Source organism: Thalassoroseus pseudoceratinae (assembly GCF_011634775.1).
Taxonomy (GTDB): Bacteria; Planctomycetota; Planctomycetia; order Planctomycetales; family Planctomycetaceae; genus Thalassoroseus; species Thalassoroseus pseudoceratinae.
In genome coordinates this window covers 689835-702529 of the sequence record NZ_JAALXT010000002.1, presented here as the reverse complement: position 1 = coordinate 702529, position 12695 = coordinate 689835, and the positions used below count along the sequence as shown (strand labels likewise).

The following is a 12695-nucleotide window of genomic DNA, read 5'->3' as shown; positions in this document are numbered from 1 at the left end:
TTTCACAAAATGACGTGTTCGTGAGTGCCTGTGTCAGGTCTGTCAGGGTTTCCTCCAGTGTAACCGGCCAGGGGGATTCCTCCAAACGTCTATTCTATTTGTTCGAGTCGCCCCGCGTCACGTGAGAACTTCATGACCGAATCGCTGCCACCGAACTCCTCAAATTCCCAATCGGACGACCAATCAATAGCAAACGACCATTCGACACCGCCCTCCGATACTGAACCCATCATTTTGACCGAAGCCGATCTCATTGACGCACCGGATGTCTTTGAGAGTCATCAAACGTGGAAGCGGCCTGGGCCGAATCTCGGCGTGGCGATTCTTTGGATGATCGGGATTGGCTTGGCACAAGTCATCGGCGGCGCCATCGGGGCGATGATTTTCGCGCCGGAGTTGCTCGAAGCCGTCGTCAATCGCGAAGAAATTGATATTTCCAAGCTCCCTGGTTCTGCATTCATCGGTATCCTGACGGTGACGCAGGGCACGTTTCTATTGTTCGCACTCATCGCGGCCAGTTTGGTTTATGGTCGCGAGTTGCCACGACAAATGCCTCTCCGGATTCCCACCGGACGACACATTGGCATGATCCTGGCGTTGCTCCTGCCGATGGCGTTGTTTGACGGATTCGTCGCGCAACAAGTGGCCGACGTCTTGTACCCAACCAACGAAGCGGGACAACAATCCGAAGTTCCCATCCTCGAAGTCGTCGGCAAAATGACGGAAGCAGGGTCGTTTGGAACACTGCTATTCATCTTGGCCGTGACTCCGGCAATCGGCGAAGAAATCGTGTTTCGCGGCGTTATTAGTCGAGGTATGTTGGCGAGATTCGGATTGGTTGGGGGCATCGCGGTGACGTCAGTGTTGTTTGCCGTTGTGCATCTCGAACCGGCTCAAGCGGCGGGCGTGTTGACGATCGGCGTGGTGATGCACGTCGCGTACTTGGCGACACGGAGTTTCTGGGCTCCCGTGCTGATTCACTTTCTCAACAACAGCTTGCCGGTCTTGATGGTGACCGCGGTGATGGCCAACCAACCCGATGCGGATGCAGGCGAGGTGATGAATGAAGCGTCTCCATTGAGTTGGATCAGTGTGCTGACCGCTTTCATCACCATCGTTCTATGGACAATGCTGCTGTGGAAGACGCGGTTGGAATACCGACACGCAGATACCGGCGAACCGATTGTCACGCCGTATCCGACCGTCGAACCGCCCGACGAATCGATTCCCCATTACGCGGAGCATCGGACGTCACCACCGGGATTAGTTTTCGCTGCGGTTGTCTCGCTCGTTGCATTCTTTGCGAGTATGATTCTAACAGCCCCTACCGTGTAACGGGCCGAAGCGGATTCCTACTTCCAATGGAGCAGCAAATAGATGAGTCAGCGAGTCCTACTCACTTTGGGTTTGTGTTGTTGTGGATTTCTGACCGTGCACGCGGACGAGTTGCCGCGAATCGAAGCGGGGTCGCTGGGGCTCTCGACGGAACGCCAAACCGAAATCGATGCAGCCGTCATGGAGGGACTCCAGAAGAAGCGGATGCCCGGTTGCGTGGTGCTAATTGGTAGCAGTGAAGGCATCGCGTTTCTCAAAGCATACGGAGATCGGCAAGTCCAACCGAACCGTCATCCAATGACAACCGATACCGTGTTCGACTTGGCATCGCTGACCAAACCGATCGCAACCGCGACAAGCATCATGCAGTTGATCGAGCAAGGCAAGGTCGAGTTGGATGCCCGGGTTGTGGAATATCTTCCGGACTTCGCCGCCAATGGCAAAGACAAAATCACCGTCCGCGATTTGCTCGTGCACCAAGGCGGCTTGATTCCGGATAACCATCTGCGTGACTACCAAGACGGCCCGGAAGAAGCATTCCGACGCATCAATGCCCTGAAGTTGTCTGCCGAACCACGTACGAAGTTTATGTATTCCGACGTCGGCTTCTTGGTGTTGGGACGAATCGTCGAGACGGTCTCAGGGGAGTCGCTGAAGGATTACACGCAGCGGCACATTTTCGAGCCACTCGACATGATGGAAACGGGATACCTCCCCGCGAAACCACTCCAAGAACGAGCAGCCGTCACGCAACAACGCGATGGAAAATGGATGCAGGGCGAAGTGCATGATCCCCGCGCCTACGAACTTGGTGGCGTCGCCGGACATGCGGGATTGTTCTCAACAGCGGCAGACTTGGCCAAATTCGCCACCGCGTTTCTCGACGACGGCAAACCGATCCTTAGTCCGAAAACATTTGAACTAATGACGGATGCATACCGGGTCAGTCGCGGTGTTCGCGGTTTGGGATGGGACAAAAAATCGCCGTACTCGTCGAATCGCGGAGCGACGATGACGGACAAAGCCTTCGGGCACGGCGGCTTTACCGGAACCGCCATCTGGATCGATCCCGGCTTGGACCTCTACGTCATCTTTCTCAGCAACCGCGTGCACCCCAACGGCAAAGGTTCCGTCAACCGAATCGCCGGCGAAATCGGTACCATCGCCGCCGACGGGGTTCGTTCGAAATCACCGTAACGTTGAAGTTGTCGTTTCTTCGGACACTCACGCTTTGCGGATGAAGTGGGCGGCGTAGCTCCGGACGTGTTTGCCGTTGAGGACGTGGAACATGCGGAGTTGTTGGATCATCTCCTGACTGAATCGCCCCAGCGGGATGTGAACGAGTTTGCGACCGTACTGCTTCGCCAGTCGTCGCCAACCGGCTCCCGGAGCTTGGTAACTCAGAATCGCCACATGCTTGTAAGTCGAGTGGAAACATCCGGCGGCAATCAGTCGTTCTTCTAGCGTATCGGCAAAGTTGAACTGGCGATCTTGCCATACGTCTTCAATAGGACGGGGCGGGAATAAGAACATCGCGCCACCGTAAGTTGCGAGTGCGATGCCGGGGCCAACCATCTCCTCGTGGAAATTCGACGCGAACAACGCCAACGTCGATTCGTCGTGATGTTCAGCATGCCAGGTAATTCGCCAGGGGTAATCTCGCGGATCGGCGGGGGAATCGAACAGCATGATCACGCAGTCCAGACTTCCCTTCGCCGGTGGCAGCACTTTGACGAACAAATCGCCGGTGTGCCAATTTCGGAGCGTCTCGCGGATATCGAGACCATCTTTCATGCTGGCCGAAAATTTCTCCGTGCGGGCCAAGTCATTCCCCATGATCGCGAGTGCCGCATCTTTGATGTGCGTGCGGAACTTCTCGATCGCCACGTCTTCGGATGGCCAACTGCATTGACCAAAGGGATTCCACCCCATCTTCCATTCTTGCTGTTGCGGCTTAGGGGGAAGCGGATTGATTTGGCAACTTCGCCAGTGCCGCGCCTGTCCCGGCAACCGGTTTTTCATGTCGACCAAGTCGCCATCAGGAAGTTGAGCCCGATCGGTACCCATCTTGAAAGTTGGAAACGGCATTAAGTCCAAATAGGGATAATCGTAGGCGGTTTCCATCAGATGAATCGCGAATTGATCTCCACCAATTTGCTGTGCCGCCACGATGAGCGTATACAAGTCGGGCGTCATTCGTCGTTCGACGAGCGCCAAATTTCGGACGTACTGGAAGTAGGTTCCCAGCAGCTTCGGAGAAATCTTTCGTGCGCGTTGTCCGAGTTCCGTCTGATACCGATCCCGACCAGCGAGCACCATTTCCTTGATGCCGTCGATGGATAGGTTTTCATCGTTCTCCAATTCGAATCGGGCCCGTTCATAGAGCCCCGTTACGTAGGGCAATTCGCCGAGGAGAAACGTGAGCGTTTGCGGATCGCAAGTAAGGATTTGCGTGTCTTCAACAAGATCGTCTTCTCGCGACGGTTTTGTTTGTTCCGTGTAAGCGTCCTTGACCCATGGCCAATCCATGATTGAGCAAACAAACAGAATCGATGAATATTCCGTTTCGAGTTCATGCAGTCTTTGGGCCATCTTCCGAATGCGGTCGACCGGTTGCCCGGCTGGCAGAGGTGGGATCGCCGGCAACAACGCGGCCGCAAATTTGTCCGCAGCGGTTTGTTTGACGGCGTACGGGTCCGGCAGGCTCGCTTCGATCGGGCGAAACTGGGCGGTTTCCAAATCGATGAACGCCCGATGCATTCGCTCCTGCAAGGCAATTCGCAACGCTGCGATCACTCCTTGGCAAGGATCAATGGGCACATAGCTGCATGCCTTGGGTTCGTCATCGGTGTCGTCGTCTTCACTGTCCGGGGTCCAATCGTCGGATGCAAACGCTCCCGGTTCCGGCTGAATGACGGCGGTAATGCCCGGCAGGAACGCAATTGCCCGTTCCACGTCGGCTTGAAACGAGGGCGGCAACGGCACCGCAAGGCAATCGAACGATTGCGACAACATCACCCGCCGAATTTCGATCGCAAAATCGCCGCTGCCATGAATGATCGGCAACACGGTGATCTTCGGGCTAAACTTCAAAAAATCCGATGACATTACAGAGAGGACCTTATTCGTTGGCTTCGTTCGTTTCAACAAGTTGGTACGTCCAATGTCCTAATTCGTCTCGGGCCCGTTCCAATCGGAAACCGAGATCAAAGACTGAAGACGTTTGGAACGCACCATCGTCGTGTGGAACTGGAACAAACTCAGTCTCGCCACGCGTGTAAATCTGCATCTGGACAGCTGGACCTCTCACATCGATAATCCAATACTCGATCACCCCGGCCGTGAAGTAAGTTGCGAACAGTTCAACCGTGTCTTTTCGGACGGAACTGTCGCTGACAATCTCCACCACCAAGTCTGCCATGCCGTCGATCTCGACGAATTGATCATCCTCACCGGAAGCAGCCCGCCGGAGATGCGCTTCACCAGTTGTCAAACTTTGTCGAGTCAGAAGAATGACATCCGGTTCCGCCGACAAACCGACTTCGGCATTGGCAAATCGGGTGCAGTCCGTAAAGAGGTAACCCAAATCCAAACGCCGATTAAGATTTCCGAAAACGCGAACGATCTCCGATTTCGGCGAACCATGAGAGAATAGGTTTTCCGGAGACATATCTACCTCGATACGACCTTGGATGTAGTCGATCCGGCCTTGCTTGGGAAAGTCGTCGGATAACGCCCACGCCCGGAAGTCGGCGAGGCTATGGATGTCGCCGGGGATGACGATTCGATCGCCTGATAAGACCGTCGAATCTTGGGCGATCACAACTTCGGCCATGACTCGCTTCCTCTTCTCACGACAGGTCCATGGCCTCAAGCGGATGGAACCGAGTGACCATTGGACGGGTTTGCTTGGATTGGTCTTCCGACACGCTGACGCTCGAAATCTGGCTGATATTCGAGAGAACGATCTGGGCCACCAGAATCGTGTGACCACGGGGAATCGTTAATACTCGTCGTCATCCTCATCGTCCTCGTCGTCGTCTTCATAATCGGGGTGAAGGGGGTTGTCGGGGGAGAAGAAGAAATCGCCCAGGCCCATGGGAACGACGTTGCCGCCGAGGGTTTGGTTTTTCTTGTCGGCCAGGGAATTCAGATCGAGCGCATCTTCGCCGAGACACGTTTGCAGGGCTTCTCGCCACGCGGCGTCTTTGCTCAAGGGATGGTCGGGGTCGGCGGCGATGCGTTTCATGGCGTACCGCAGCACGTTGATGCCATCACGAGTCGAGAAGTCTAGTTTCAATTCATGCGACTCTTGCAGGAATTCCACCGTGAGGTTGAGCATATCTTCCTCAGCGAATGGCAAATGGTATTGCAGAATCGCCAATTCATCGACGCGGCTGGGATGACCGAGCGTGAGTGTCGGTTGTAGACGGCTGAGGATGTAATCGGGGATCTCGTAGGTGCTTTCGTCCTCGTTCATCGTGACAGCACAGCGAAAATCGGGATGAGCCGGAATCGTGACCCCCGCGATAATGCTTTCCACGTACCGTCGATGATCGAGCAGCGGAGCCAAACTCGCCCAGCTCTTTTCGTTCATGCGGTTGCCTTCGTCGAGTAGGCAAATGCCGCCTTTGATCATCGCGGAAACCAAAGGCGAAGCGTGGTACTTGATCGTTCCCTGCTCCCCCAAGACCGGCGTGACCAGCAAATCCTCGGGACGTGTGTCAGCCGTGCACTGGTAAATGTACAGTGATTGTTGCCGAGTGCGGGCGGCGGCAATGGCAAGCGTGGTTTTACCGATTCCCGGTGTCCCGACCAACCGTGGGGCGAGTGGCAAGTCCTTCTCGTCGAGAACCAACCAACAGGCCAGCACTTGTTTCAGCACTTCCCGCTGACCAATCCATTCGCCCTGGGACATATCCGGCCCGGCCAAATGTAGATTGATTCCATCAATGTCGACTGTTTCCGCCATGATTTCGTGATGATCTCAATGGAGTTCAAAAGTATTGGCACCCCTCCAGTCGGGGCGTATTCATTCGTGTTTTGTCGTCTTGCGATTATACACCGAGCCGCCACTCATCAACAGGAGGGAACCGCAAGGTTGTATTCCATCGGGCAGACTGCTCCACTGAGGGAGGCCACGAACTGGTAGTTACTACCCCGCCAATGACGATTTCTCGCGAGATTCACGCGAAAACATAGGGTTTTGACTATATCGCCTCGGAACATCTCCCCAAGAAATTGATTTCAGCAGCCCCTTCGTCTGTCTGGGCCCAAAGTCAAGGAACACGACCATGCGCCGAATCGGAACCTACGCACTTCTGAATGTCTTGCTATCGACATTGACGGCTCAGGCTCAGGCTCAGGAAGTTGTCGATGATTGGAAGTACACCGTTCGTCGTCCCATCGACAGTTGGAAAGCCGTTGCCTTCAATGATTCTGCGTGGAAGGACGGCGCCGGCGGATTCGGCACTGTCGGTACGCCCGGGGCGAGGATTGGCACGACTTGGTCCACGAAGAACATCTGGCTGCGAAAGACCTTCAAGCTCAAAGACATCCCAACGGAACCCGCGTTATTGATTCATCACGATGAGAACACGCAAGTCTTCATCAATGGTGAACAGGTCGCGAGTTTCGATGGTTACGTCACGCAGTACAAGTTGGTCCCATTGGCGAACAACAAACATGATGTCCTCCGCAAGGGAAAAAACGTGATGGCCGTTCACTGTCGTCAGACGGGTGGCGGACAGTTCATCGACGTGCATTTGGTCGATGGGAAGAACGTCCCGAAATTGCCCCAACCGAAACGCAACACGAAGCCGTTTCAATCTGATCTGATCACGAAATGCGGAGCGGAAGTCACTCCGGAAAATGCCTGGACGGAATACCCTCGACCGCAGATGGAACGGAGGAACTGGACGAACCTCAACGGCCACTGGGACTACGCGATCACAAAAATCGAGCAGAGAGAAGCGCCCGACACATGGACCGGGAAAATCTTAGTGCCATTCAGTTTGGAATCGAAACTCGGCGGAGTGCAGCGACTGCTCGATTCCAGCGAAGCGTTGTGGTATCGCCGAAGTTTCGAGTGCGACAAATCCTCCCGAAAACGTCAACTGCTGAACTTCGAAGCCGTGGATTACCGCTGCGAAGTCTTTGTGAATGGGACAAGCGTTGGGAAACACACCGGCGGCAACACGCCGTTTTCCTTCGACATCACAGCAGCCGTGCGGGACGGAGCGAACGAACTCGTCGTGCGAGTCGAAGACGCCACTGAGCAATGGCAACTCCGCGGCAAGCAAGTTCTGAACGCCCGTGGGATTTGGTACACGCAGGTATCCGGCATATGGCAAACCGTGTGGCTGGAAGAAGTCCCGCGACTTTACATCAGCGATCTCAAAATCAAGACAAACGCCGAACACGGTTCTATTGGCGTGGAACCAAACATCGAAGGCAACCGGGCCGATACCAAACTCCGTCTGCGGATTCTCGACGGTGACACCGTCAAGCATGATTCGAAAGCCAGCAACGCCGGCTCATTCCTCATTGCGATTACCGATCCCAAACTCTGGTCACCAGCGTCACCTCATCTCTACGACGTGGAACTGTCCCTGGTAACCGCTCGCGGTGAAGTGATCGATCAAGTCAAATCGTACGCTGGTATCCGCACGGTCGGCAAAACGCTGGATGCGGACGGTCACTTGCGGTTCACTCTCAACGGAGAAATCATTTTCCATTGGGGGCCGCTCGATCAGGGTTGGTGGCCGGATGGTTTGCTCACGCCGCCGTCCGATGAGGCAATGTTGTTCGATATCGAATGGCTACGGCAAGCGGGTTTCAACATGATCCGCAAGCACATCAAAGTCGAACCGCGACGATATTATTACCACTGCGATCGGCTCGGCATGATGGTCTGGCAAGATCAAGTCAGTGGTGGGAAGAATTGGCCCAAGTGGACGCGTTTGCAACCCAACCCCACCGATTCCGAATGGCCTGCCGAACAACACAAACAGTTCATGTCGGAATTGGAAGCAATGATCGATTCACTCGAAAATCATCCGTCAATTGTGGTCTGGGTGCCGTTCAATGAAGCCTGGGGACAACACAAGACAGTTGAGGTCGGTCAGTGGACCGCAAAACGTGATCCAAGTCGGCTCGTCAACGTTGCCAGCGGCGGCAACTTCTGGCCGGCGGGCGATATTGTCGATCACCATTCTTATCCCCATCCATCATTTCCGTTTGATCTGAACAAGGGCAACCGATTCGATGACTACATCAAGGTTGTCGGCGAGTTCGGCGGGCATGGCTTCCCGGTGCATCAACACCTTTGGGATGCCGACCGCCGCAACTGGGGATACGGCGAGTTACCGAAGACGATCGACGAATACAAGGAGCGATACGTCACCTCGCTGAAGATGCTTCGCGACCTCCAACAACAGGGAATCGCGGGAGCCGTCTACACTCAAACTACAGATGTTGAAGGCGAAATCAATGGCCTCATGACGTACGATCGCAAGGTAATCAAGATCTCCGCTCGCGAACTTGCCGAACTGCACAAGATGCTAATGGAAACCGACGAAGAGTGAGGATTTCATCGTCTAAGTCACAAACTGGGGATGAGTCTCTCGCGGGCGAGTCGTCGACCCCAAGATGCTATGAAATGAGTCGTAACTGCCAATTCGAAACGAGCCATAGTTTCTTCTCATACGTAGAAAAAAGGCTAGCGAAGCGTCGGTTCGACGTTCGCTAGCCTTGATTTTGACTTCGATTTCAACTCGACCGTAAAACGAGTTCCAAGAAACAGAACCCGCGACGGTCAGAATTCAACCGCTCTAACGTGATCCAAGTGCCAACGGTTTTGTGCCGGTCCGTTGGGAGCGATCCAAGTCAAAGCGGTCGAGGTGCATGACCTTGGCCCAGGCTTGAACAAAGTCGTTCACGAACTTTTCTTCGGCATCGTCACTGGCGTAGACTTCAGCGATCGCTCGCAATTGCGAGTTGGAACCGAAGACCAAATCGACACGGCTCCCGATCCATTTCACATTGCCAGTTTCTCGATCACGACCTTCAAAGAAGTGATCACACATTTGCGACTTTTGCCATTCCAAATTCATGTCCAGCAGGTTCACGAAGAAATCGTTCGTGAGTTGACCGGGGGTTTCGGTCAGTCGACCCAATGTGGGGTAGCCCACGGTTGTTCCCAAGACTCGCATGCCACCGATGAGTGCCGTCATTTCCGGCGCGGTCAACGTCAGCATATTGGCTTGGTCGACGAGGGCTTCTTCGGTTGGTCGCTCCAATCCTTTGCCTTGGTAGTTTCGGAAACCGTCGGCTTTGGGTTCGAGGGGTGCGAACGATTCCGCATCGGTCATTTCGTCCGTGGCATCAGTCCGACCGGGAACAAATGGCACCGTCACGTCATGACCGGCCTTCTTCGCCGCTTCCTCAATGGCAGCACACCCACCCAACACGATTACATCAGCGAGTGAAACTTCTTTATCGCCGGTTTGCTTTGCATTGAAGTCCTGTTGAACTTTCTCCAGCTTCGCTAAGACCTTTGCGAGTTTCGCCGGTTGGTTGACGGGCCAATCTTTTTGCGGAGCCAGTCGGATTCGTGCCCCGTTGGCTCCACCACGGTTGTCGGTCCCGCGGAACGTCGAAGCGGACGCCCATGCGGTCGTGACAAGATCGGAAATTGACAAGTCCGAATTCAACAAGGACTTTTTCAGGGCCGCGATGTCCTTCTGATTGACCAATTCGTGATCGACTTCCGGTACCGGGTCTTGGAACAATTGTGGTTCGGCTACTTCCGGACCGAGACATCGCGAAACCGGTCCCATGTCCCGGTGCGTCAACTTGTACCATGCTTTCGCGAAGGCTTTCTCGAACTCCTTCGGGTTCTCGTGGAAGCGTTTGGAAATCTTGCGGAAGCCGGGGTCTTCTTTCAACGCGATATCGGTGGTGAACATCATTGGGGCGTGCGTTTTCGTCAGGTCGTGGGCATCCGGCACGGTGCCTTGGGCTTCTTCCTCGACCGGAGTCCATTGGTGTGCGCCGCCGGGTCCTTCGATGAGTTTCCATTCGTAGCCAAAGAGATGTTCAAAGTAATCGTGTGACCATTCCGCCGGCGTGGTGGTCCATGCACCTTCCAAACCGCTGGTGATCGTGTCGCCGCCTTTGCCGGACTTGTACTTGTTTTTCCAACCAAGCCCTTGCTGTTCGATGCTGGCACCTTCGGGTTCAGCGCCGACATATTTGCCAGGATCCGAAGCCCCGTGGGCCTTTCCGAACGTATGACCGCCAGCGATCAACGCGATGGTTTCTTCGTCATTCATCGCCATGTTGTGGAACGTGGCACGGATCGCTTTCGCGGCAGCCAACGGGTCTGGTTCGCCCTTCGGACCTTCCGGATTGACGTAGATTAAGCCCATCTGAGTTGCCGCGAGTGGGCTTTCGAGTTTGCCACTCTCCTCCGAGTATCGTTTGCCGCCAAGCCATTTGCTTTCCGGTCCCCAATAAACATCTTGTTGCGGTTCCCAGACATCTTCACGTCCACCGGCGAATCCGAGTGTTTCAAAGCCCATGGATTCCAACGCACAGTTTCCTGCGAGAATCATCAGGTCAGCCCAGGAGATCTTTCGACCGTACTTCTGTTTGATTGGCCAAAGCAATCGGCGAGCTTTGTCGAGGTTGGCGTTGTCCGGCCAACTGTTGAGCGGTGCAAAACGTTGTGTGCCGTCGCTGGCACCACCACGTCCGTCGCTGACCCGATACGTGCCCGCACTGTGCCAAGCCATTCGAATGAACAACGGGCCGTAATGACCGTAATCGGCGGGCCACCAATCTTGTGAGGTGGTCATCAGCTTCTTGAGGTCTTTTTTGACCGCTGCGAGATCGAGTTTTTCGAACTCTTCGGAGTAGTCGAAATCCTCACCCATCGGATTGCTCTTCAGCGAATTCTGATGGAGGATGTTCAAGTTCAGCTGGTTCGGCCACCAATCGCCGTTGCCCATAAAACCGCCAGCGGTGTTGCGTTGGCTCGGCGGTGCGAGCGATCCCATCACGGGGCATTGAGCGGCAGCTCCCGTCTGTTTGTTCTCCGTGCCGGCATTTCCGGAATCGTCGTTGAGCTCCGAAAGCTCAGAATCTTGAGTCGTGTTCTTCGGTTGCTGACCAAACAACGACGTCGCGATACCCAGCACCGCCACGCCCGTTATCCAGGAGGTCAAAAATCGTTTTCGGAACATGGTCTTTCCTGTTTCGTGTGGGACATTGGTCTCGAATCCGGGATTTTCACCCGCCGAACAAAGTCTAGACCTGGCAGCGGAATTGTTCCAATGCATTCTTCTGATACGATCTATGCACGGCATGCATAGTTGAATTCCGGGAGGAACGTGGTCGTGGAGTTGGATCAGTTGCGATACTTCTTGCAAGTTGCCGAAAAGAGCAACTTCACGCGAGCGGCGGAGGAGTTGCAAATCTCGCAGTCGGCGTTGAGTCGGTCGATTCAGAAACTCGAGGAGGAACTTGGGCAACCGGTCTTTGAGCGGAAAACGCGAGCGGTCACGTTGACGGATGCCGGTGTGTTGCTGCAAAGTCGTGCTCGGCAAGTTCTTTCACTCTTGGCAGACACGAAGGCCGAGATCAACGACGATGGCCAGAGTGGTTGTGTCCGCGTGGGAGCGATTCCCACCATTGCACCATTTTTCTTGCCGAAGATTCTCCGTGTGTTCTCGAAAACGTACCCGAAAGCGAGTCTTGTGGTTCAGGAGAACACGACTGATCAACTTCTCAAGAGTTGCACCCAAGGGGAAATTGACCTGGCCATCGTTGCGTTGCCGATTCCCGCGAAGTATCTGGAAGTCGAGCCACTGTTCGATGAGGAATTGTTCCTGGTGTTGCCGCCCGAGCATCCGCTGGTCGAACAGCCGAACATTCGGATCGGTGATGTGGAACCGTACCCGTTCGTCCTGCTGGATGAAGCTCACTGTCTGTCGGACAATATCGTGACGTTCTGTCGGCAGCGGTCATTCTTGCCGGTGACGGTGGAACGCACGAGTCAACTGGCGATGGTTCAGGAGTTGGTTTCGTTGTCGCATGGTGTCTCGTTGATTCCGGCAATGGCGAGACAACGCGATGACAGCGACCGCCGCGTTTACCGTTCCCTCGCCGATCCCAAACCAACACGCACCGTTGCTGTGGCGTGGAATCCATATCGCTTTCAGAGTCGCCTTCTGAAAGCCTTTCGCGAGCACCTCGCACAGCATGGCCGATGAATTCGAATCGATCACAAAGCGAACAGTAACAGAGGCACGGGGTTCGTGTACTCGTGCTATCTCCTTCTGTGCAAACCGTTTGAA

The 12695-nt window shown here is 54.8% G+C and carries 8 protein-coding genes; 4 read left to right on the top strand and 4 right to left on the bottom strand.

Going from position 1 to position 12695, the window contains the following annotated elements; all coding sequences use genetic code 11:
* Positions 1–132 precede the first annotated feature (132 nt).
* The gene (locus G6R38_RS08355) at positions 133–1335 is read left to right on the top strand and encodes a CPBP family intramembrane glutamic endopeptidase (RefSeq protein WP_166822756.1); all 1203 of its coding nucleotides are present in this window, start codon (positions 133–135) and stop codon (positions 1333–1335) included.
* Positions 1336–1377: 42 nt separating this feature from the next.
* A complete protein-coding gene (locus tag G6R38_RS08350) occupies positions 1378–2532 on the top strand; it encodes a serine hydrolase domain-containing protein (RefSeq protein WP_166822753.1) in 1155 nt (384 codons plus the stop codon).
* Positions 2533–2559: 27 nt separating this feature from the next.
* Here G6R38_RS08350 and G6R38_RS08345 read toward each other — a convergent pair whose 3' ends face one another.
* The 3 genes from G6R38_RS08345 to G6R38_RS08335 form a co-directional block, all read right to left on the bottom strand.
* The gene (locus tag G6R38_RS08345; RefSeq protein WP_166822749.1) at positions 2560–4443 is read right to left on the bottom strand and encodes a hypothetical protein; all 1884 of its coding nucleotides are present in this window, start codon (positions 4441–4443) and stop codon (positions 2560–2562) included.
* A 13-nt stretch (positions 4444–4456) separates the two neighbouring features.
* Entirely contained in the window at positions 4457–5170 is a 714-nt protein-coding gene (locus tag G6R38_RS08340) for a Uma2 family endonuclease (protein WP_166822746.1), read from the bottom strand.
* A 168-nt stretch (positions 5171–5338) separates the two neighbouring features.
* The gene (locus tag G6R38_RS08335) at positions 5339–6307 is read right to left on the bottom strand and encodes an AAA family ATPase (protein ID WP_166822743.1); all 969 of its coding nucleotides are present in this window, start codon (positions 6305–6307) and stop codon (positions 5339–5341) included.
* A 322-nt stretch (positions 6308–6629) separates the two neighbouring features.
* Between G6R38_RS08335 and G6R38_RS08330 the strand changes: the two genes are divergently transcribed.
* Positions 6630–8921 carry a glycoside hydrolase family 2 protein gene (locus G6R38_RS08330; RefSeq protein ID WP_166822740.1) on the top strand — a complete coding sequence of 764 codons (2292 nt, stop codon included), beginning with the start codon at positions 6630–6632 and terminating at the stop codon, positions 8919–8921.
* A gap of 246 nt (positions 8922–9167) precedes the next feature.
* Here the strand turns inward: G6R38_RS08330 and katG are convergent, their stop codons facing one another.
* The gene (gene katG / locus G6R38_RS08325; protein ID WP_166822737.1) at positions 9168–11582 is read right to left on the bottom strand and encodes a catalase/peroxidase HPI; all 2415 of its coding nucleotides are present in this window, start codon (positions 11580–11582) and stop codon (positions 9168–9170) included.
* A gap of 153 nt (positions 11583–11735) precedes the next feature.
* On the opposite strand from katG, the gene G6R38_RS08320 reads away from it, so the two are divergent.
* Positions 11736–12611, top strand: coding sequence for a LysR family transcriptional regulator (locus G6R38_RS08320; protein ID WP_166822734.1), 876 nt, complete (start codon positions 11736–11738; stop codon positions 12609–12611).
* The last annotated feature ends 84 nt before the right edge of the window (positions 12612–12695 follow it).

What these genes read in the sequence shown, in the direction of transcription:
- G6R38_RS08355 (WP_166822756.1), top strand. Translation starts at nt 133, where the DNA reads ATGACCGAATCGCTGCCACCGAACTCCTCAAATTCCCAATCGGACGAC.
- G6R38_RS08350 (WP_166822753.1), top strand. Translation starts at nt 1,378, where the DNA reads ATGAGTCAGCGAGTCCTACTCACTTTGGGTTTGTGTTGTTGTGGATTT.
- G6R38_RS08345 (WP_166822749.1), bottom strand. Translation starts at nt 4,443, where the DNA reads ATGTCATCGGATTTTTTGAAGTTTAGCCCGAAGATCACCGTGTTGCCG.
- G6R38_RS08340 (WP_166822746.1), bottom strand. Translation starts at nt 5,170, where the DNA reads ATGGCCGAAGTTGTGATCGCCCAAGATTCGACGGTCTTATCAGGCGAT.
- G6R38_RS08335 (WP_166822743.1), bottom strand. Translation starts at nt 6,307, where the DNA reads ATGGCGGAAACAGTCGACATTGATGGAATCAATCTACATTTGGCCGGG.
- G6R38_RS08330 (WP_166822740.1), top strand. Translation starts at nt 6,630, where the DNA reads ATGCGCCGAATCGGAACCTACGCACTTCTGAATGTCTTGCTATCGACA.
- katG (WP_166822737.1), bottom strand. Translation starts at nt 11,582, where the DNA reads ATGTTCCGAAAACGATTTTTGACCTCCTGGATAACGGGCGTGGCGGTG.